Annotated in this window: 18 protein-coding genes; 6 read left to right on the forward strand and 12 right to left on the reverse strand. The window is 46.0% G+C overall.

Annotated elements, in window-relative coordinates; translation table 11 throughout:
• Positions 1–32: 32 nt before the first annotated feature.
• The 4 genes from menB to INR79_RS12665 are packed head-to-tail and all read right to left on the reverse strand — an operon-like array spanning position 33 to position 4,697.
• Positions 33–899 carry a 1,4-dihydroxy-2-naphthoyl-CoA synthase gene (gene menB, locus INR79_RS12650; protein WP_223094519.1) on the reverse strand — a complete coding sequence of 289 codons (867 nt, stop codon included), beginning with the start codon at positions 897–899 and terminating at the stop codon, positions 33–35.
• Positions 900–914: 15 nt separating this feature from the next.
• The gene (menH, locus tag INR79_RS12655; protein ID WP_223094521.1) at positions 915–1,712 is read right to left on the reverse strand and encodes a 2-succinyl-6-hydroxy-2,4-cyclohexadiene-1-carboxylate synthase; all 798 of its coding nucleotides are present in this window, start codon (positions 1,710–1,712) and stop codon (positions 915–917) included.
• Positions 1,699–3,411 (reverse strand): 2-succinyl-5-enolpyruvyl-6-hydroxy-3-cyclohexene-1-carboxylic-acid synthase, encoded by a 1,713-nt coding sequence (gene menD / locus INR79_RS12660; protein ID WP_410482882.1) that lies wholly within the window; start codon positions 3,409–3,411, stop codon positions 1,699–1,701. Before menD ends, menH begins: the two co-directional genes overlap by 14 nt.
• Complete coding sequence (locus INR79_RS12665) at positions 3,408–4,697, reverse strand: isochorismate synthase MenF (RefSeq protein ID WP_223094523.1); 1,290 nt, start codon at positions 4,695–4,697, stop codon at positions 3,408–3,410. The genes menD and INR79_RS12665 overlap by 4 nt, the downstream gene beginning before the upstream one ends.
• Before the next feature lie 256 nt (positions 4,698–4,953).
• Between INR79_RS12665 and INR79_RS12670 the strand changes: the two genes are divergently transcribed.
• The 3 genes from INR79_RS12670 to INR79_RS12680 all read left to right on the forward strand — a co-directional run bounded on the left by INR79_RS12670 (position 4,954) and on the right by INR79_RS12680 (position 8,268).
• Positions 4,954–6,168 (forward strand): pyridoxal phosphate-dependent aminotransferase, encoded by a 1,215-nt coding sequence (locus tag INR79_RS12670; protein ID WP_022613111.1) that lies wholly within the window; start codon positions 4,954–4,956, stop codon positions 6,166–6,168.
• Between the two features lie 147 nt (positions 6,169–6,315).
• Complete coding sequence (gene yfbR / locus INR79_RS12675; RefSeq protein ID WP_004406194.1) at positions 6,316–6,900, forward strand: 5'-deoxynucleotidase; 585 nt, start codon at positions 6,316–6,318, stop codon at positions 6,898–6,900.
• 48 nt (positions 6,901–6,948) lie between these two features.
• Complete coding sequence (locus tag INR79_RS12680; RefSeq protein WP_223094525.1) at positions 6,949–8,268, forward strand: anti-phage deoxyguanosine triphosphatase; 1,320 nt, start codon at positions 6,949–6,951, stop codon at positions 8,266–8,268.
• A 32-nt stretch (positions 8,269–8,300) separates the two neighbouring features.
• On the opposite strand, the gene INR79_RS12685 is transcribed toward INR79_RS12680, so the two are convergent.
• The gene (locus tag INR79_RS12685; RefSeq protein ID WP_223094527.1) at positions 8,301–8,921 is read right to left on the reverse strand and encodes a tRNA-uridine aminocarboxypropyltransferase; all 621 of its coding nucleotides are present in this window, start codon (positions 8,919–8,921) and stop codon (positions 8,301–8,303) included.
• Between INR79_RS12685 and rrtA the strand changes: the two genes are divergently transcribed.
• Positions 8,910–9,476: a rhombosortase gene (gene rrtA, locus INR79_RS12690; protein WP_022598155.1), complete on the forward strand. Its 567-nt coding sequence runs from the start codon at positions 8,910–8,912 to the stop codon at positions 9,474–9,476. The two genes, INR79_RS12685 and rrtA, sit on opposite strands and share 12 nt — an antisense overlap.
• A 56-nt stretch (positions 9,477–9,532) precedes the next feature.
• Here rrtA and INR79_RS12695 read toward each other — a convergent pair whose 3' ends face one another.
• The 7 genes from INR79_RS12695 to tig form a co-directional block, all read right to left on the reverse strand.
• Positions 9,533–9,853 (reverse strand): ComEA family DNA-binding protein, encoded by a 321-nt coding sequence (locus INR79_RS12695; RefSeq protein ID WP_223094529.1) that lies wholly within the window; start codon positions 9,851–9,853, stop codon positions 9,533–9,535.
• Positions 9,854–9,979: 126 nt separating this feature from the next.
• Positions 9,980–11,851 carry a peptidylprolyl isomerase gene (gene ppiD / locus INR79_RS12700; RefSeq protein ID WP_022590033.1) on the reverse strand — a complete coding sequence of 624 codons (1,872 nt, stop codon included), beginning with the start codon at positions 11,849–11,851 and terminating at the stop codon, positions 9,980–9,982.
• 327 nt (positions 11,852–12,178) lie between these two features.
• Positions 12,179–12,451 (reverse strand): HU family DNA-binding protein, encoded by a 273-nt coding sequence (locus tag INR79_RS12705; RefSeq protein WP_004406206.1) that lies wholly within the window; start codon positions 12,449–12,451, stop codon positions 12,179–12,181.
• Between the two features lie 195 nt (positions 12,452–12,646).
• Positions 12,647–14,998, reverse strand: coding sequence for an endopeptidase La (gene lon, locus INR79_RS12710; RefSeq protein ID WP_004406208.1), 2,352 nt, complete (start codon positions 14,996–14,998; stop codon positions 12,647–12,649).
• A gap of 113 nt (positions 14,999–15,111) precedes the next feature.
• Positions 15,112–16,392, reverse strand: coding sequence for an ATP-dependent protease ATP-binding subunit ClpX (gene clpX, locus INR79_RS12715; protein ID WP_004406221.1), 1,281 nt, complete (start codon positions 16,390–16,392; stop codon positions 15,112–15,114).
• A gap of 86 nt (positions 16,393–16,478) precedes the next feature.
• Positions 16,479–17,105, reverse strand: a complete 627-nt coding sequence (gene clpP, locus INR79_RS12720; protein ID WP_004406230.1) for an ATP-dependent Clp endopeptidase proteolytic subunit ClpP — start codon at positions 17,103–17,105, stop codon at positions 16,479–16,481.
• A 105-nt stretch (positions 17,106–17,210) separates the two neighbouring features.
• Positions 17,211–18,512: a trigger factor gene (gene tig / locus INR79_RS12725; protein WP_004406233.1), complete on the reverse strand. Its 1,302-nt coding sequence runs from the start codon at positions 18,510–18,512 to the stop codon at positions 17,211–17,213.
• 448 nt (positions 18,513–18,960) lie between these two features.
• Here tig and INR79_RS12730 point away from each other — a divergent pair, with 448 nt between their 5' ends.
• Complete coding sequence (locus tag INR79_RS12730) at positions 18,961–20,733, forward strand: ATP-binding protein (protein WP_223094531.1); 1,773 nt, start codon at positions 18,961–18,963, stop codon at positions 20,731–20,733.
• A gap of 8 nt (positions 20,734–20,741) precedes the next feature.
• Positions 20,742–22,079, forward strand: coding sequence for a sigma-54-dependent transcriptional regulator (locus INR79_RS12735; protein ID WP_004406236.1), 1,338 nt, complete (start codon positions 20,742–20,744; stop codon positions 22,077–22,079).
• The last annotated feature ends 153 nt before the right edge of the window (positions 22,080–22,232 follow it).

Raw genomic sequence — 22,232 nt, forward strand, 5'->3', positions numbered from 1 at the left:
ACAACCTGATACCGGGTCTGTGTGCGTTTTGCCTAAGGGTTACGAGGGAATTTGTCGAAGTCTGGTCTGCGCTTTTCATTGAACGCATTTCGACCTTCCTGCCCTTCTTCTGTCATGTAAAACATCATGGTCGCGTTACCCGCCAACTCTTGCAGACCTGCCTGACCGTCACAGTCAGCATTCAGTGCCGCCTTCAAACAGCGTAGTGCCATTGGGCTATGCTGCAAAGTTTCTCTGCACCAGCGAACCGTTTCGCGCTCTAGCTGTTCAACTGGGACAACCGTATTCACCAGCCCCATATCCAACGCTTCCTGCGCATCGTAAAAGCGACACAGGAACCAGATTTCTCGCGCTTTTTTCTGCCCAACGATTCGTGCCATGTAAGAGGCACCCCAACCACCATCAAACGACCCGACTTTAGGTCCCGTCTGACCAAATTGCGCATTTTCTGCAGCGATGGTTAAGTCACACATCATATGAAGAACATGACCACCACCAACCGCATAGCCAGCCACCGAGGCAATCACTGGTTTTGGGCAGGTACGAATCTGACGTTGGAAGTCTAGTACATTTAAATGATGTGTCCCTTCTTCATCACGATAACCGCCGTAGTCACCACGAATTTTCTGGTCGCCACCACTGCAGAAGGCATCTTCACCTAGCCCAGTCAATATGATCACACCAACATTACTGTCGTAACGAGCGTCTGATAATGCATGAATCATTTCGTTAACCGTCTGAGGGCGAAATGCATTTCGAACCTGCGGTCGGGCGATGGTAATTTTCGCTATGCCTTCTTTGGATTTATGGTAATGAATATCCTGATAATCTGGGTTGGCACAGCGCCATTCCACAGGTGCGTAAAGCTCTTCTTCAGTGATACCGACAGTTCTTGCCATAATTTTCTCCAGAAGTTACGACTGATATTGATGTTCAGCCATACATTGATTGACGATTCGGGCAAACGCAGCAGGCTGTTCCTGATGCACGTTGTGACCCGCACCTTTCACTTCGCTGAAGGGTAAACCGCTTGATTCAGCGAGCGCTTTAAACTTTTGATCTCTTTCCCCGCAGACATAATGAATCGAGGTTCGGTTTTGTAAACGAGCGAGCAGATAAGGCTGCTTTGATAGCGATGTCGCACGTAGCATTTGAGCTACCCCTTTAGCATCATTATCCCGTCGCTTAGCGATAAAATATTGTCTTTGCTCATGATTTAGCGAACTAAACACAGGCTGCCTGTACCAATCGAGTAAGACTTGTTCAATGATTTCCGATGAAAAACGTTGCGACCAGTTTCTGTCGTTTACCCAGCGTTTTTCCCTGTCAGATTCACTTTGTAAACCAAAATGCCCTCCTTCCAGAATCACTTTTACAATATTTATCTTGCTCCAGATCGAATTTGCGACCCCATACATCGCAACTCTGGCACCCAGCGAATAGCCGACAAGAACAACAGGTTTGTTTTTGGAAATACGGGTTTCTAAAGTTTCCGCCACCTGATGGCAAACCGTAATGAAGTCTTTTGGTTCAACCTTCGAACTCTGCCCATGACCGGCCAAATCAATCGCCAGACAGTCTACCCCTTCGAGGTACTCTATAATCGGCTGCCAGTCGACAGCACTTCCAAGAAACCCGTGCAAAAATACAATGACAGGGCTGTTCTGAGTGTTGAGTTCTGAGTGATTCAACCAGGTGCTAGATAAGATCATGCATCACCTTATCGACAATAGGCTTGAGCTCCTGAGAGGTTTGCTCCGGCGGTGTTATCAGCTCGACTAGCAGTGTGCCTTCACCTTGGCTCAAGTGACTCTGAATTTCCTGAATGCAGGTTTGTGTGCTTTCGGGCGCTATGTAACTCAGCCCAAATTGCATCGCAGCGTGTTTGAACAAAAACCCATGAGGCATTTGGTAAAGTGCACGCTTCTTGTTAGCCGGAACGGGCAGGAAATCGAATATTGCACCACCATCATTGTTGGAAACAAAGATCACCGATGGCTGCGCTTCTTGATGAGTCCACAGCGCTAAAGAGTTGATGTCATGTAACAGCGAAGTGTCTCCTAGCATCACTAACGACTTCTTACCACTGGCAGCATGTATGCCTGCCGCCGTGGCAATCAATCCGTCAATACCAGAGGCACCACGATTGGAATACACCTCTGTGTCTGGAAGTGAGGTGAGCATATCAACTAACCTGACAATCAGACTATTTCCTAAAAACAGATTGGTGCTTTCTGTTTGCTCCTCAAACAGGTCGATGGTCAGTCTGGTTTCAGAGCATAGTGCGTGTTCACTTCGTTGTATCAGCTCTGAAGTTTTCTGCGAGATATCCTTCAGGCTTTCCGCCCAGCCTCGAAATCGGACTTCCGCAGGGTGCAGACTATCCAACATCTCTGAACACCATTGCGTTATATGAGTAGCAATACGGTTCTGTGCTCTCAACCCCGGATTCAGTCGTTGGTTGTACGGTTGCACTATCCAGTAGTCACATGTTTCTGAGCGGTCATCTATCCACTTCAACAAGCGCTTGGACACCAACCGTCCACCGAACTGGAGGACAAAATCACACCCCTGAAGAACTCTGGCAGCTTCTTCGTTTCTCAACCAGAGATCAAAATGAGAGTACTCGCTGCTCACTCCGGATTGAGGGTCGCAAAATATCGGCCAGCCGAGACACTCACCGAGCTTTTTCGCATTCTGAGCTTCTTTTAACGACAGTGAACCCAGTATGACTACCCCTTTCTTAGTCGCAAAATCGTTGGGATTGATGCTGTTCGCTACAACTTGACTGTGTTTAGTCGTAAATGGCTTCTTATGGGTAAACCATCCCCGAACACCATTGAAGTAGTGGGAGTCTGAAGATACGGGTTCACCACCGTACAAAGGTTCTGGATATGGGCAGTTGATATGGATGACACCACCCTGCTCTGCCTGTAGGTGTAAGCATTCATCCAGACTGGAGAGTAACCAGTTAGGTGAAACCCTGGTATTGGGGCTAGGAAGATTGAGTGCTTTTACAACGTGAGATGAGAATATCCCGACCTGCTCAATCGCCTGATTCGCTCCACAATCAATCAGCTCAACCGGGCGATCCGCCGCAAGCAATACCAGTTTTTCTCCGGTTAGATTCGCTTCACAGACTGCTGGAAGAAGATTGGCAACCGCAGTCCCTGATGTCACGACGATAGCAACGGGCTTTTGAGTAGATTTAGCGATGCCCAATGCATAAAAGCCCAGCCCGCGCTCATCAAAATGACAATGTAATTTCAAATTGGGGTGGTCGTCCGCTTCTAGCGTCAGTGGTGTAGAACGGGATCCCGGAGCGATACAGATATGTTCTGCGCCAAATCGGGTTAGCTCTTCTAAAATCAGCTTAGCCCACGTTCTGTTCAAACTGGCTTGTTCAATCATGATGCCACCTCCACTTCTGGTAGCTCTGTCAACAGGTCAAGCAATGTCGACATTTTCTTGTTTAGCTCCTGCCATTCTGCATTGGGGTCTGATCCCGGCACTATGCCTGCCCCGGCGTAAAATTTGATGCTTTTTTTATTGATAAATGCGCTGCGAATAGACACGCAAAACTCGGAACGGTCCTGACTGATGTATCCTATCGCTCCGCTATAGAGCCCGCGTTCAAACGACTCATTCTGCTGGATAAACTCCATCGCGTGATCTTTTGGTAGTCCGGCAATCGCCGCAGTCGGATGGAGCACATCAACCAAAGAACTTTCGGCTTTCTTCGGATTTAGGTATCCCACAATCTTACGTTTTAGGTGCTGCACTTTTGCCAGGCGGATCAAAGACGAAGCTTCACTTATTTCTAAAGAGCTGCAGTAAGGATGCAATCTTGACTCAATGTCTTCGACAACCAACTGGTTTTCGTAACGGTTTTTTTTGTCATTCCACAACCAGAGACCTTTTCCATGGTCATCTCGCGTATCGCAACCGCGCTCGATTGTGCCTGCCAAGGCTTCCGTTTCTAGCTCGTATCCATTTTGTCGGAACAAGCACTCCGGAGACGATCCGAAAAATAACGAATCTCTGTTTTTGGTGAAGGCGAAATGGTAGCTGTTTTGGTTAGATATCTGGCTCTGTCTTAACAAAGTAAACCCGGAAGCAGGCTCAGAGAGTAGGAACTCAGATTCTCGCGCCAACACCACTTTTTTCAGTTCCGATTGTTCGAATGTTGATAACGCGAGATTTATGGAGTGGGTCCAGTCTTTCAGATCCGGAATATGTCGAACAAATTTAACCTGAGCATTGTTGGGTGATGAGAAATGAGCCGGGCTTTTTAATTTCACTCGTTCCAGCGCGTTAATCGCCACCTCTTTACGCTGGTTCACATTGACACTCAACGTCCAATTTGAGCCTAGTCTTTGAATTTCAATATTGGGTAAGAAAACATCGGGTTGCTGGGCATCAAATGGCATGACCACCCAGAGATTTTGATTTGACTTGATGTACTTTGCGCCAAGTTCAGGGGTGTCAAATGTCCTGGCAATACCTAGTGCAACAACTTCGCGGTTCTTGTCGCGTGATTGCCAATAGAGTTTGGTGGAATGTGGCTGCGCTTCCAGCCAGTCCAGAGGGGAAAACGAATTGTCTGGCTCGAATGGAATACTGATTCGCTCATCGACATCCACAACGGACTGAATTTGTTCAATTAGCGCTTCGATTTTGGCTCTGAATGGCGACAAGGCAATCTCACTTTTCTGAAATCTGAGATCATCTTATCTATCTCGACTAGTCTATTTGTTGATATCAGACAAATCTGAGCCGATTTAGGGAGAAATTCGGGCTACACAAAAAATTAATGACAAGCCCTCACTCTCTCCTGTGGTCAGAATGTCAGAACAATATAAAAACCTGCGATTTCAAACAGATTTTTATTCTATTAACACCTTAAATAGTGTACTTTTAAAAATTAAAATAAAATAAATCGGGATTTACTCAATGCAAAATATCGGGATGTCATCAAAACTCGACAATGTCTGCTACGACATTCGGGGTCCTGTACTCAAACATGCTAAACGCATGGAAGAAGAGGGGCATAAAATACTAAAGCTGAATATCGGTAATCCCGCCCCGTTTGGCTTTGATGCCCCTGATGAAATCCTGGTTGACGTAATCCGTAATCTTCCCACCTCGCAGGGCTACTGCGACTCCAAAGGCATTTACTCGGCGAGAAAAGCCGTGGTTCAACACTATCAGCGTAAAGGCTTGCTGAATTTAGACGTTGAAGACGTGTACATTGGTAACGGAGTGTCTGAGCTGATTGTGATGGCAATGCAGGCTCTTCTGGATAACGGTGACGAAATGTTGGTGCCTGCGCCAGATTACCCGTTGTGGACAGCGGCTGTTTCTCTCTCTGGAGGCAATGCTGTTCACTACCTTTGTGATGAAGAATCAGACTGGTACCCAGATCTTGAAGATATCAAAGCCAAAATCACGCCTAAAACTCGTGGGCTGGTGCTAATCAACCCGAATAACCCAACCGGTGCCGTTTACAGCCGGGACTTTCTTTTAGAGATGGTTGAAATAGCTCGTCAGCATAAACTGATCATCTTTGCTGACGAGATCTACGATAAAGTCCTTTATGACGGCGCAACCCACACATCCATTTCCACGCTTGCTGATGATGTTTTGATGGTGACATTCAACGGTCTTTCTAAAGCGTATCGCGTGTGTGGTTTCCGCGGTGGCTGGATGTTTTTGACAGGTCCTAAGGCGCAAGCCAAAGGTTATGTCGATGGGTTAGACATGCTGTCGTCGATGCGCCTGTGTGCCAATGTACCGATGCAACACGCGATACAAACGGCTTTAGGCGGCTACCAGAGTATTAACGAACTGATTTTGCCAGGTGGGCGCTTGTTGGAACAGCGAGACAAAGCCTACGAGATGATCACCCAAATTCCCGGGATCAGCTGCGTTAAACCTAAGGGCGCCATGTATCTGTTCCCTAAAATTGATGTGAAAAAATTCAATATCAGTAACGATTTGAAATTCGTACAGGATTTTCTGATTCAGGAAAAAGTACTGCTGGTTCAGGGAAGTGGGTTTAACTGGCCAAAACCAGATCACTTCCGGATTGTGACTTTGCCTCACATCGAGGACTTAGAGACAGCCATTGGAAGGCTGGATCGCTTCCTGACTACATATCGTCAGTAATCTTTACATATTCTTTCAAGCGCACCTATTGGGTGCGCTTTTTGTTTGTAACCTGTTATCTCAAGTTCTGGGTTTCCTAGTTAAGTTGTGCCTTTAAACTCAATCTCTTAAGCTATAGGGAACCGTGTGAAAAACAAGGAGCACCACATGGCACGCAGTCACTTTTTTGCCCATCTGGCCAGAATGAAGCTTATTCAACGTTGGCCACTCATGCGCTCTATTTCCACTGAAAACATTTCAGAACATAGCCTTCAGGTCGCGTTTGTGGCGCACGCTCTGGCAATCATCAAAAATAAAAAGTTTGGCGGCAATGTAAACCCCGAACGCATTGCACTTCTTGGTATGTACCACGACACCAGTGAAGTACTGACTGGCGATTTACCTACCCCAGTCAAATACTATAATCCTGATATTGCTAAAGAATATAAAAAGATAGAAGCGGCGGCAGAAGCTAAACTGTTATCAATGCTGCCTGAAGAATTTCAGGAGGACTTCGCTCCGTTTCTGATTTCAAAAGATGCCAATCAGGAAGACCAAGGAATCGTAAAACAGGCAGATTGCCTCTGCGCATATTTAAAATGCCTTGAAGAGCTTTCGGCAGGCAACCACGAATACGCACAGGCAAAGAAAAGGTTAGATAAAACGCTCAAAGACCGAGAGTCGCCCGAGATGCTTTACTTTCTAGAGACCTTCGCCGAAAGTTTTGAAATGTCGCTGGATGAGATCAGCTAGAGCATCAACTATTCAACGTTCCAATATAACGATAATAATGAGGACAATATGACCAAACTCGACCATTTCGCCTGGCAAGAGCGTATGAACGAAGAACAGAAACTGCGCCGCGACGATCACCGTGACCCGTTCCAGCGAGACCGAGCAAGAATCCTACATTCTGCGGCATTTCGCAGGTTACAGGCGAAAACTCAGGTGCATGGTACTGGCGCTAATGACTTTCACCGTACTCGCCTCACCCACTCGCTTGAAGCAGCACAGCTAGGTTCTGGCATTCGAGCGCAGGTAAAGCGCAAACAACCTGAACTGTCTGAATTGCTTCCGACTTCAAGCCTGATGGAAGCGCTGTGCCTTGCTCATGATATCGGTCACCCTCCCTTTGGTCATGGCGGCGAAATCGCACTGAATTACATGATGCGTGAACATGGCGGCTTTGAAGGCAATGCTCAGACATTCCGGATTGTTACCCAGTTGGAGCCCTATACTGAAAACCATGGCATGAATTTAACCCGTCGCGCTCTGCTCGGATTAATTAAGTACCCGGCGTTAATCAGTGAGACTCGCTCCACTTCGATCCCTGAATCGGTCAGCAATCAGCGAAAACTGAAAGCCAGCGACTGGCATCCAGCCAAAGGGATATACGATGATGATAAATCCCTGTTTGACTGGGTATTGGAGCCTTTGAGCGACAATGACAAACTTGCTTTCTCTGCTATGCGCGAGAAGGACTATGCTTCCTTTGAACATAAGAAAACCCGATTCAAATCGCTGGATTGCTCCATCATGGAACTGGCCGACGACATTGCTTACGGCATTCATGATTTGGAAGATGCCATCGTGCTTGGGTTGGTTCACCGAAACCAATGGCAGGAGGTAGCAGCGAGCCAGTTGGCAGAATGTGGTGACAAATGGTTCGAGGAGAATATCCAAACCATCAGCGACAAACTGTTTTCCGGTGTTCATTACCAGCGTAAGGATGCAATTGGAGGCATTGTTAACGCACTACTGACCAGTATCAGCGTCGCTGAGTTACCAGAAAGCAAATTTGATGAGCCTCTTCTTCGATGGAATGCGACGTTAGAGCCGTCTTCAGAGCGAGCACTCGAGATCTTCAAACAATTTGTAAGCCGATATGTGATTCAGATTCCTGAAGTTCAGGTTGTCGAATACAAAGGGCAACAAGTCATTATGGATATCTTCGAGGCAATAAGTGGGGATCCAGAAAGGTTGCTGCCAGATTCAACTCGCCTTGAATGGTTAAAAGCCGCAGAAAGTCATGACGGCGGTATGCGAGTGATCACTGACTTCATATCTTCACTCACGGATGGATCTGCGCAAAGGCTCCATCAGCAGCTTTTTTGTTCCTAGCTAGAGCCGACTGCTCCGAACTACTAAAACAGTCAGTAATTTTTTGATCGGACGTGCGGTGGGATATGAGAAAACTGCATGTCCACCATCCGTTCAAAACTTTCCAAGAGTGGGGAGAAATCACGGCTGCTATCCAAAAGACGAAGTACATGAAACCCTGCTTCAACTGTCGATAAGCTATTGCTGGAAGGCGCTTTTCGAATCCGATAGTTCCCTTCCAGATTTTCAGGCAAAGCGATGCAAGGCAAGTCATGCAGCATGGTGTTTAACCTCCACATCTTGTAGGCTTTTTTCCAGGTTCCATCCAGTAGTATCACCCTTAGCTTTTTCCCCTTATGCTTAGCTATCTCGGACACAGAGAGGCTGCTTTTCTGTGGGAACAGAACACAGTGATGATAGGCGTCATCCTCCAGCAATTGAGCTAGCCTTTCATCGTTTGTGAAGTCTTCTCCGATCAATACATGCGTATTCGCTAATGAGAGCTTTAGTATCCGAGCCGTCCCCATTGCACGATTCACTTCATCCGGATGTTGAAGAATCAGCAGTTCTACCTCAGAATGAAGGCTTTGAATGGTGTGGCAAATACACATCTTTTTCGCCTTCCCACAATCTTGGCAATATCGAGAGTGCGTTTCAGATTGATGATCAGACATAAAGCAGAATTGGTTCCCGTTGTAGTAATTTATGTAATCGTTATGGTCGTTGCACAGCTTCCGACATTCAGCGATATACTGCCCTGGAACGCAGATGACATTCTAGACGGACAATGGTGGCGAATCGTAACAGGAAATTTTACCCATACCAATCTTAATCATCTCGCTCTCAATGCGGCTAGCCTAGCGGTGATTGCATTCTTTTTCCGTTTCACCGCATCCTGGTTGTCCATGGCTGTTCTAGTTCTTCTTCTTTCTGCATTGATTGGAGTCGGTTTACTGGCTTCAGATACTTATCAATACGTTGGCTTTTCAGGCGTACTGCATGGAATATTTGCTTTTTACGCTCTCACAGAAGCAATACAGGGCAGAAAATCGAGTTTGCTGTTAGTCGGGGCTGTATTGGTTAAGATTGGATGGGAAACCTGGGTTGGACCTTCGGCAGACACCGCCGCATTGATAGAAGCAAAAGTGGCAACAGAGGCACATGTAGTTGGTACTTTGTTTGGTCTGATTCTTAGTGCTTTGCAACCCAAAAAATGGGTAAAAAAATGAGCGCGACCAAACGCTCATTCACACCCATATATTAGGGTCTGTTGATCGAGAGTTTTCTACAGCAGAATTCGGTCACGATTCTTGTCAACAGTAGCGTTGCCAATACCCTTCACTTTACTCAAATCGTCTGCAGACTGAAATAACCCGTTCTTTTCACGAAACTCTACGATGGTTTTCGCCTTCTTTGCACCTATGCCGATTAAAAGCGTTTGCAGCTCCTCAGCGGTCGCTGTATTGATGTTTACGGTAATTTCTATTCCGGCATGCTTATCACTGCTTGAAGCCGCTTTAGATGGCGAATTTGAATCCCACGCGTTTGCAGATACGGCAGAGCAAAGAGAAAGAGCGGCTATCAAAGCCAGTTTTATGATTTTCATATTTCCTTCCTTGGTTATAAAAAAACGTATTTTGTACGGTCACCAAAGGTTAGAAAATCATCAATACTAAAAATACAACAGGCCGCATATAGCGACCTGTTTGATAGACAAATTAGTTACACACTTTTACGGGTGAGTACTAGCATTATCAATCACATAGAACTCAACATCCGCTTTATCACGAAGCGCTTTGCTCAATGCAATCATGTCTTGCTCACCATTGCTGCGAACCAGTTGCATGCCAATTTGTGCTGCAAATGCAGGCTGTTCTTCAAAAGAAACACCCTCCAATTCAACAACCACAATGTTGCCTGTGAAGTCTTTAGACTGGCTGTAAACCTTTTTACCTTCTTCAGGTTTGGTCATTGCAAATACTGTGTTAGCCAGAGGATTACCACGATTAATGGTTTCCTGCTCGCCAAACGCCAAGCCTTCTTGTTCTAATACGCTGCTATCGCCATTAGAAAGCGCTTCAATCAACTGGTCAGCCAATTCAACCGCTTTTTGCTCACCTTTCACAACAGACAGTTGCTGAACGACTTGTTCTTTCACTTCTTCGAAAGGCAATACCGTTTCTTCACGAACCTCGTCGACACGAACCACAACAACGTGTTCTGGCGCAATTTCCACAGGTACAGAGTTTTCACCGTCTTCTTTCACTTCAGGGCTGTAGATAGCTTCCTGGACTTCTGGGCTGCTCAGAATCTCTGGCGCGTTGAAACGAGAGATAAACTCAGTAGTTTGTACTGTACCTTCGAACAACTCTGCTGACGGTGCTAGAGAATTTGGAGACTCAAACGCTACACGCTCAAGATCGGTGTAGATGTCGTGGAAGCTTTCCGCAGCACGTTGGTTTACCAAGTCTGCTTTGATTTCTTCCTTCACTTCAGAAAGTGGCTTAGTTTCTGAAGCTTTCAGCTCATCAAGCTTGATGATGTGGTAACCGAAGTCAGACTTAACCAAACCCGTTACGTCGCCTACATTCGCCAGGGCAAATGCCGCTTCTTCGAAAGCTGGGTCCATAACGTCGCGCTCAATCCAACCTAGTGAACCACCTTCGTCAGAACTACCAGGGTCTTCCGAACGAGTTTTCGCAAGCTCAGCAAAGTCAGTTCCTGCGTTCAGGTCATCCAGAATCGCTTGAGCTTTTGCCTCGTCGTCACCTTCAACCAAGATATGACTTACGCTGCGTTGTTCCGCAGAGGAGTACTGGCTGAGGTTTTCCTGGTAGTAAGCATCTACGTCTTCGTCAGTCACTTCTACGCTTGCTTTAAGCGCTTCACCAGACAGTTCAAGGTATGAAACCTTAACTTGCTCTGGACGAGTGAACTGAGCCGAATTTGATTCGTAGTACTCTTGAAGTTCTTCGTCTGACAACTCAGCTTTTTTCGCAAACTCTTCAACACTCAGTTCCAAAGTGCGAATGTCACGAGTTTGAGTAATCAGTTTAGATTGGTCGGCAACTTCACCCGGTAAGCTGAACTCGCTCGCGCTCACCGCTTGTAAAAGTTGATTACGAATTTCACTACGACGCATAACTTCGCCGAAGGACTCTGGTGTGTAACCAGCACGGCGCAATGATGTTTCGTAGATGTCCTGATTGAACTTTCCATCTAACTGGAATTCAGGCATCTGAAGAATAAGGTTCAGCACTTGTTCGTCACTGATGCGCATACCTAATGAACGAGCGTGGTTCTCTAACAAGATTTCATTGACCATCTTGTCTAATACAGACTGACGAAGTCTTTGAACGAAATCTGGGTCTGCTAGCAACGCTGCGTATTGTTCACCATATTGCGCTTGAAGCATGTTGCGCTCATTCTGATACGCTTGCTCAAAAGCACCGCGGCTAATTTCAATGCCATCAACTTTTGCAGCAACGTTGTTGCCACCGCCAATGTAGCCACTCACACCTGTGAAGACAAAGGACAGAATGATCAGTCCTAAAATAATTTTAATTGCGATGCTGTTTACGCCTTCGCGCAATCGTTCCATCATAATGTAACAACTCTCCAAAATTGAGCCTGAGCTCTGACTAAGCCATTAAATCTACACATTAGCGAATACTACAAGCCAGCTCACTGATAAATATGTGTGATTTAGATCTGTAGCCCACAAAAAAGTTCACCTCAAAACTGAGGACATTTTCATTTTTTCGGACATTAGCTTGTTCAGAAGAATTCAGGCAAATCGCCTTATAGCGCTGAATGGTGAAGATGATATCAGAAAAAGAAATGCGCACCACATTGATGCGCATATTTCAGGATTTTTTGGCGTTTTTGAGCGCCATTCCCAGTAATTGACCTTTTGCAGGTCAATCCAAAATTAGTTGCACGCGTCTTTAAGCGCTTTACCTGCTTTGAAAGCTGGTACTTTAGCTTCTGCGATTTGGATTTCTTCACCAGTCTTAGGGTTACGACCTGTGCGAGCTGCACGAGTACGTACGCTGAAAGTACCGAAGCCAACCAATGCTACTTGGTCGCCAGATTGTAGAGTGTCACTCACTGCTTCAATGAATGCGTCTAGGGCACGACCCGCTGATGCTTTAGAAATGTCAGCGTTCTCTGCGATTTTTTCTACTAGTTGTGTTTTATTCACGTGATGTTCCCCTTTAGTACCACCGATTCCAAAATTGGCAGTATTCGTTCCGTTAAAAAATTTAGTTATTTTTAAACCGCGCCTTATGGGAAAAGGCGTTGTCCTTGGTGGATAAACTTAGCCTCCAAAAAAAACGCTGACAAGCCTTTTCAAGCATGTCAGCGTATTTTGTTTAGTTATTTTTGCTGCACGTCACTATTTTACAGACTCTAGAGTGACTCCAGACGGGTCTTTCTCCAATGCAATCGTTAACACATCGTCAATCCACTGAACCGGTTTAACCACCAGATCTGCAATAACATTGTCTGGAATTTCTTCCAAATCACGTTCATTTTCTTTCGGAATGACCACTGTTTTGATTCCACCGCGATGTGCTGCGAGCAACTTCTCTTTCAGACCACCGATTGGTAAAACTTCACCACGAAGGGTAATTTCACCTGTCATCGCAACATCCGCTTTAACCGGGTTACCTGTCAGGCTAGAAACCAGTGCTGTACACATTGCGATACCCGCACTTGGTCCATCTTTAGGCGTAGCCCCTTCAGGAACGTGTACGTGAATGTCGCGCTTCTCATAGAAATCTGAGTTGATACCCAGTTTTTCCGCACGAGAACGAACAACCGTCATTGCAGCCTGAATCGACTCCTGCATCACGTCGCCAAGAGAACCGGTTTGAGTCAGCTTGCCTTTACCCGGCATAGACTCAGTTTCGATGGTTAACAGGTCGCCGCCTACTTCGGTCCAAGCCAGACCGACAACCTGACCAATGCGGTTGCTTTCGTCTGCTTTACCAAAGTCATGACGCTGCACACCAAGGTAGTCTTTCAGGTTTTCAATAGAAACAGACACTTTCTTCAGGTCTGAATCCAACAGAATGTTCTTCACCGCTTTACGGCAGATCTTAGAGATCTCACGCTCAAGGCTACGTACACCAGCTTCTCGCGTGTAGTAACGGATGATGCCGATAATGGCAGAGTCATCGATTTCGATCTCGTGATCTTTCAGACCGTTACGCTTAACTTGCTTACCCACTAGGTGGCGCTTAGCGATGTTCAGTTTTTCATCTTCTGTGTAACCAGAAAGACGAATCACTTCCATACGATCAAGAAGAGGACCCGGGATATTCATCGAGTTTGACGTCGCAACAAACATTACGTCAGACAAGTCATAATCCACTTCAAGGTAGTGGTCGTTGAATGAGTTGTTTTGCTCTGGATCCAGTACTTCTAGCAGCGCTGAAGCCGGGTCGCCACGCATGTCAGAAGACATTTTGTCGATCTCATCCAGAAGGAACAGTGGGTTTTTCACTTCCACTTTTGACATTTTCTGAATCAGTTTACCCGGCATAGAACCGATGTAAGTACGACGGTGACCACGGATTTCCGCTTCATCACGTACGCCGCCCAGAGCCATACGAACGTATTTACGTCCTGTAGCTGCTGCAATAGAGCGACCCAGAGAAGTTTTACCCACACCTGGAGGACCAACCAAGCAAAGGATAGGACCTTTCAGCTTGTTGATACGGTTCTGGACTGCCAAATACTCAAGGATGCGTTCTTTTACGCGTTCTAAGCCGTAGTGATCTTCATTGAGAACCTCTTCTGCTTTCGCCAGGTTCTTCTTCACTTTAGAGCGCTTAGTCCACGGAACACCTACCATCCAATCGATGTAGCTGCGAACAACCGTCGCTTCTGCGGACATCGGAGACATCATCTTAAGCTTCTGCAGCTCTTGTTCTGTCTTCTCGCGCGCTTCTTTCGGCATTTTCGACTCTTCGATCTTCTTCTTCAGAGTTTCAAATTCGTCTGGCGCGTCGTCCATTTCACCCAGTTCTTTCTGGATGGCTTTCATTTGCTCGTTCAGGTAGTACTCGCGCTGGGATTTCTCCATCTGCTTTTTCACGCGACCGCGAATACGTTTCTCTACCTGAAGTAAGTCGATTTCTGATTCCATCTGCCCCATCAGGAATTCAAGACGCTCGTTTACATCCAGAATTTCCAGCACTTGCTGCTTGTCGTTAAGCTTCAGAGGCATATGAGCGGCTATGGTATCTGCTAAGCGCGCCGCTTCGTCGATTCCGTTTAGAGAGGTCAGAACTTCTGGCGGGATCTTCTTATTCAGTTTGATAAAGCCTTCAAACTGATTGATTGCACTACGAACTACAACCTCTTGCTCACGCTCATCCAGTTCTGGCGTTGACAGGTATTCAGCATCTGCCAGGAAGAAATCGTTTTCTTTGAACTGATGGATTTGAGCACGTTGCTGACCTTCGACCAGTACTTTTACCGTACCGTCAGGCAGTTTCAACAACTGAAGAATGGTTGCAACAGTACCGATAGAAAACAGGTCATCGATAGATGGCTCGTCAGTATCTGCTTGCTTTTGGGCAACAAGAAGAACTTGCTTGTTGGTGTCCATCGCAGACTCAAGGCAACGGATTGACTTTTCACGACCAACAAACAATGGGATAACCATATGTGGGTAAACTACCACATCTCTCAAGGGTAATACGGGGATCTCGATACGCTCGGAACGTTCCAAGTTCATACTATTCTCTCTTCCGTTTCTGCTTATGTGCAGTATATGGGGGCAAGTTGCTTAGATTCAACGAGATAATAAAAAAAAGGAGGCAAAAGCCTCCTTTAGTGTTTAAAAGTATTTTATTCTGCGCCAGCAGCCTGATTGTCGTTCCCTTCGTAAATCAGTAGAGGGTCTGATTCACCTTGGATAACCGCTTCATCAATCACAACTTTGCTGACATTCTCAGAAGATGGCAATTCGTACATAGTTTCCAGAAGTACAGACTCCAGAATAGAACGAAGACCACGAGCACCCGTTTTACGATCCATGGCTTTCTTGGCAATCGCCTTAAGCGCATCTTCACGGAATTCCAACTCGACATCTTCCAGGTCGAACAACGCTGCATACTGCTTAGTCAGTGCGTTCTTAGGTTCACACAGAATCTGAATAAGTGCTGCTTCGTCGAGTTCGGTCAGTGTAGTGGTTACAGGCAGACGACCAATGAATTCCGGAATCAAACCGTATTTCACAAGATCTTCTGGTTCTACCTGAGTGAACAGTTCACCGACGGTACGCGTTTCGTCTTTAGAACGAATATCAGCACCGAAACCAATACCAGTTCCTGTTGCTGTACGTTGCTCAATCACTTTATCCAGACCAGCAAATGCACCACCACAAATAAACAGGATCTTAGATGTGTCTACCTGCAGGAACTCTTGCTGAGGATGTTTTCTGCCACCTTGTGGTGGAACAGATGCAACCGTACCTTCAACCAGCTTCAATAGCGCTTGCTGTACACCTTCACCGGATACATCACGTGTGATGGATGGGTTTTCGGCTTTACGTGAAATCTTGTCGATTTCATCAATGTAGACAATACCGCGTTCCGCTTTTGCCACATCGTAATCGCACTTCTGAAGAAGCTTCTGGATGATGTTTTCTACATCTTCACCCACATAACCTGCTTCCGTCAGTGTGGTCGCATCGGCCATGGTGAAAGGTACATCTAGGAAACGAGCCAGGGTTTCAGCCAGCAGCGTTTTACCGCTACCCGTTGGACCGATCAGCAGGATGTTACTCTTGCCCAGTTCAACGCCTTCGCTCGTCGTATCGCCATTACGCAAGCGCTTGTAGTGGTTGTATACCGCTACGGCTAGCACTTTCTTAGCGTAATCTTGACCAATCACATAATCATCAAGGTGTTCGCGAATTTCGCGAGGAGTAGGAAGCGCGCTGGATTCCTTCTTAGGAAGCACATCCTTAATTTCTTCACGAATAATATCGTTACACAAGTCGACGCATTCGTCGCAAATGTACACCGATGGACCTGCGATTAGCTTGCGAACTTCGTGCTGGCTTTTGCCGCAGAAAGAGCAATAAAGTAACTTACCGCTACCGCCCTCTTTGCTTTTATCTGTCATTCGCTAACCTCTTAGCCTTTACTATCTTGTTTTGAGTTTATATCAATTTTCACCAAATTTCGCCTGCATCTTGCAGCAATGACAAATTACTCTTTATGGTGAGTTAAAACTGAATCAACCAAACCGTATTCTACTGCTTGATCTGCCGACATAAAGTTGTCGCGATCGGTATCACGCTCGATAACTTCAAGAGGCTGACCTGTATGCTCTGCAAGCAATTTGTTTAGCTTTTGTTTGATGGTCAGAATTTCCTGAGCGTGAATTTGAATGTCGGACGCCTGTCCCTGGAAACCACCCAATGGTTGGTGGATCATAACGCGAGAGTTAGGTAGAACGTGACGTTTACCTTCAGCACCGCCTGCTAACAGGAAAGCACCCATTGAACAAGCCTGACCCATACATACCGTACTTACGTTTGGTTTGATGTACTGCATGGTGTCGTAGATTGACATGCCCGCCGTTACACTTCCGCCAGGAGAGTTGATGTAAAGGAAGATGTCTTTGTCTGGGTTTTCTGATTCAAGGAAAAGTAACTGCGCAACCACAAGGTTGGCCATCTGGTCTTCAACTTGACCAGTCAGGAAAATGATACGTTCCTTGAGCAAGCGTGAGTAGATATCGTAAGAACGTTCACCACGGGAAGTTTGTTCTACCACCATGGGTACTAGTGCATCAATGATTGGTGACATTGCATTTTTTTCTTGGTAGCTCATATTCTTATATCCCTAAATAAAATGGCCCGGATGAATGACTCATACGGACCATTGTTAGCAGAAGAGTTAAAACAAAGTCAACTTTCTACGCACTGAAACCTGATTTTATGCAGGTTGTTGCGTATTCATAAGCTCGTTGAAGCTTACTTCTTTTTCAGAAACTTTTGCTTTAGCGATGATCGCGTCAATCGCTTGCTCTTCTAGCGCAACATTGCGCATGTTGTTCATCATTTGCTCGTTTTGCTCGTAGTAAGCAATAACTTCTGCTGGATCTTCGTAAGCAGTCGCCATCTCTTCAATAATAGCCTTAACTTTCTCGTCGTCAGCTTTTAATTCTTCAGATTTGATCACTTCGCCTAGTAGAAGACCTACAACAACGCGACGTTTAGCTTGCTCTTCGAACAGCTCACGTGGAAGTTGCTCAGCCGCTTCAGGGTTGCCACCGAAACGTTGTGCAGCTTGCTGACGCAGAGTACCGATTTCTTGATCGATAAGTGCAGCAGGAACGTCGATTTCGTTTTCGTTAACCAGACCGTCAATCGCTTGCTCTTTGATGCGGTTCTTAACAGCTTGCTTAAGCTCACGCTCCATGTTCTTACGAACTTCAGCTTTAAGACCGTCGATGCCGCCTTCAGCGCCAAACTTAGCAACGAATTCTTCGTCAAGTTCTGGAAGCTCACGCTCTTCAACTTTGTTTACTTTGATAGCAAACTTAGCTGCTTTACCTTTTAGGTTTTCAGCGTGGTAATCTTCTGGGAAGTTTACGTCGATTTCGAATTCCATGCCCGCAGTCTTACCTACGATGCCGTCTTCAAAACCAGGGATCATGCGACCAGCGCCCATTTCTAGTGGGAAGTTCTCAGCTTTACCGCCTTCAAACTCTTCACCGTCGATAGAACCAACGAAGTCGATAGTTGCACGAGAGTTCTCTTCAGCAGCGCCTTCAACTTCTTTCCAAGTTGCTTGCTGCTTACGTAGAGTTTCGATCATTTCAGCAACGTCGTCTTCTTTCACTTCTACTGCTGGTTTCTCAACAGTGATGTTATCAAGACCTTTCAGCTCAACTTCTGGGTAAACTTCGAAAGTTGCGTTGAATACAAGATCTTTACCTTCTTCAGTTTCAACTGGAGCGAAAGTAGGAGCGCCCGCTGGGTTGATTTTTTCTTTAACGATCGCTTCGATGAAGTGACGTTGCATAACCTCACCCATCACATCCTGACGTACTGCTTTGCCGTACATTTTCGCAACCATTTTCAAAGGCACTTTACCTTTACGGAAACCATCGAAACGACGGTTTTTAGCGATGTTGCGTAGTTCAGCTGTTACTGCGTCTTCGATGTTAGCTGCAGGAACGGTAATAGTAAGACGGCGCTCTAGGCCTTCTAGAGTTTCAACAGTAGCTTGCATTATAAATAAACCTCAAAACTGGCTCAGATTACCTGAGCGTATGAGCCAGCGCTTCTTGCGGTGGCTTCATCCTTAAGTTGTATTCTGTCTGAATACATAAAAATAAATTCGTAGAGTCACAAACCACCGAATTCTTGGTTTGAACACTATTCGGTGACCTCTTACCTATACTCTTGGTATAGATAGAACATCTCCAATTAGCTTCAGGACAGAAATTTTAGACGCGACATTCTAGCGATATGCGTAACGACTGTCGAGCCAAGTCCTGATTTCTCGAACATTTGGCAAAAGTTTTCTGAGAAATGGGGACGATACATGGCTTTTCAAGTGAAATAATCAGTTTTTTTCATGAAAAGGCAAAAAAGAGATCCGAGTCTTGTTTTAACAACCCATAAATTTCTCTTTTTTGTTACTTTTACGTTATCAGTTGTTGAAGAAGTTTATCTCTATGATTCTGCGGCGTATTCCAGTCATTTTATTGCTCTCCTACGCTGTCTCTAGCCTGATACTGGGCACATGGGGCTGGCAGGCTGGTTATGAGCAACAACTGGAAGATGCGCAAGTTCAGGCTGAACAGCTCAGCAGCCACCTCACGAGTCAGCTAGAAAAGTACGCCTACATTCCACAACTTATGTCTAAAGACAACGAACTGGTGGATGCCCTTCTTTCTCCTGATAACAGCGCTCAGCTAGACATCACCAATCGCTACCTGGAGGAAGTGAATACGGTTGTCGGAGCCGCGGATACTTATCTTCTCAATAATATCGGAACAACCATCGCCGCCAGCAATTGGCAAAATAAGAAGACCTTCGTTGGGCGTAATTTTGCGTTTCGCCCTTATTATCAAGCCGCGATCTCAGGAAGTCGGGGCGAATACTTTGCATTAGGCAGCACGTCTGGCAGGCGTGGATATTTTTATTCGTATCCAGTTAAATACGCCGGCAGCCCAATTGGTGTTCTTGTTGTAAAAAAAGACCTTTCCACAATAGAAGAAGACTGGAACAGTCAAAATAGCTTCTTTGTTGTCACGGACAGTGACGATGTTGTGTTTATGTCTAACCGGGTAAACTGGTGGTACAACAGTCTCTATGATCTTGACGAAATTAAGAAAAAAGAAATAAAGGAGAGCCGCAGATATCTGGAACGGGATATTTCTTCTTTGGCATTTTCCGGCAACTTCAATGCCAGACAAACTGAATTAACCCTTACAAGCGACTCTTCATTTTTTAATCAGTATTTAAGTGTCGTCAAACCCCTTAACAATAGCTCCCTGACAGTGCGGGTTCTCAGCCCCAAATCGAACCTTTTTTGGAAAATCGTTGGGCTGATTGCTTTGAATACACTGGTATTCGCCCTGCTTTATCTCGCCAGCATCATCATTCGCCAGCAGAAGTCTAAGCAAAGGCAAATCGAACGTATTCAGGCGGAGTCCAAGCAAAAGCTTGAATATCAAGTTATGGAACGAACCGCAGAGTTAGAAGCGGAAATCAAGGTAAGAGCAGATACTGAATCGGTACTTAGGCAAACTCAGGAAGAACTGATTCAAGCCGCAAAGCTCGCAGTTTTAGGACAAATGTCCACCAGCATCAGCCACGAGCTAAATAACCCCCTCGCGGCGATTCGCAGTTACGCAGACAACGCACTTCAGTTTCTGGAAAAAGAACGGCACGACAAAGTCGATCAGAACCTGCACCGAATTTCGGCGCTTACTGAACGCATGGCAAAAATCAGTCAGCAGTTAAAAGCCTTCGCGAAAAAAAGTGACGCGAGCGATAGAGTCGTTACCCAAATTTCGCCTGTCATCATCGCAGCAAAAGAACTGTTGAAACCTCAGCTCAAAGAGAGCCAGACGCATTTAAAATGCGAAGGACTGGAACAGCCCCTCGAATCCAGAATCAACCCAATTCAGCTCGAACAGGTATTAGTAAACTTACTCACTAACGCCATTCAAGCTATGGATATGCAGCCACAAAAAAACATTCTACTCAGGCTGTATGCGACCCCAGAACATATCGTGATTGATATAGAAGACTCCGGTCCGGGGATCGAAACCGATACGCTCAACCATTTGTTTGAGCCCTTTTTCACGACGAAGCAAAACGGTCTTGGGCTTGGTTTACCCATTTCCCAACAGATTATGCAAAGCATGGATGGAGAACTGCAGGTGCATAACATGGAACAATCCGGCGCGCGCTTTCGTCTCTTGCTGCCAAAAATTTAGGAATGAGTATGTGTCACATCTATTTTATTGATGATGAAGAAGATCTTCGGATTGCCATGGAGCAGGCATTTGAACTGGCGGATATTGAAGCCACAGGGTTCCCCGATGCCGAATCTGCCCTGCTGGCGTATTCGGAAGACGAACCACCCTTTGTGGTCGTCACCGATATTCGCCTGCCCGGTATTAACGGTCAGCAGTTGCTGAACTCCATCAAAGCCAAAGATGAGGATATCCCTGTGATTTTAATTACGGGTCACGGCGATATTTCTATGGCTGTCCAATCGATGCACGATGGCGCTTACGACTTTATCGAGAAGCCTTTTTCCAATGATCGGCTTATCGATACCGTTAAACGTGCGATTGAAAGACGGAAGCTGACCTTAGAAAACCAGAAGCTCAAGCGTGCGCTAAAAGCCAACAAAACACTTGGTCCTCGAATCATTGGAGAAACCGACAGTATTCAGTCGCTTCGTGACACCATTAGCCACATAGCCGATACCAATGCAGACATTCTTCTGTTTGGCGAAACGGGCACTGGCAAAGAATTGGTTGCCCGCTCTCTGCATGAGCAAAGCAGCCGGCGCGAGCAGAACTTTGTTGCCGTCAACTGTGGGGCGGTGCCAGAAAACCTGATCGAAAGCGAGTTATACGGGCATGAAAAAGGCGCTTACACAGGTGCAGACAGCCAACGTATCGGTAAATTCGAATACGCTCAGGGAGGAACGCTTTTTCTTGATGAAATTGAATCCATGCCGATGCAGGCACAGATTCGATTGCTAAGGGTGTTGCAGGAAAGGCAGATTGAACGAATCGGCTCAAACAAAAGCATTTCTCTCGACATTCGTGTTATCGCGGCTACAAAAGTGGATTTGAAAGACGCCGCCTCAGAAGGTACATTTCGTCAAGATCTCTACTACCGCTTAAATGTTGTAACACTAGATTTGCCTCCTTTGAGACTTCGTAAAGAGGACATACCAGCCCTGTTCCATCATTTTTTGCTGGTCGCAGCAGCACGTTATGGAAAAGCTGCAACTTCTTTACCTTCTGCCGATTTACAGACCCTTATCGCCCATGACTGGCCGGGTAATGTTAGGGAGCTAAGAAACGCCGCAGAGCGCTTTGTCCTGCTCGGTAAACTCAGCCAGTTGGGTGAAACAGAAAAACCGAAATGCCAGTCTGGGCTTGCAGATCAGGTTTCAGAGTTTGAAAAAGCTCTGATAGAGCAAGCGCTTGCCGATCACGGCGGCAGCATTAAAGACACCATGTCTGCTCTTCAGCTTCCGCGTAAAACCCTTTACGACAAGATGCAAAAGTTCGGCATCAACAAAGACAGCTACAAAAGTTAAACCTTCCCCACTTCATTACGCGCTTGGTACTCGCCAAGTGCGAATATGCACACCATCACTTATTCTCTATCTGATTTTCGCAGGCAGCTGTCACACTTTGATTATTTGCAAGATGTCGATCGGTTGTTTTTTAACCATACAAAGGATACCGTA

The sequence above is a fragment of the Vibrio sp. SCSIO 43132 genome (assembly GCF_019904195.1).
Taxonomy (GTDB): domain Bacteria; phylum Pseudomonadota; class Gammaproteobacteria; order Enterobacterales; family Vibrionaceae; genus Vibrio; species Vibrio nigripulchritudo.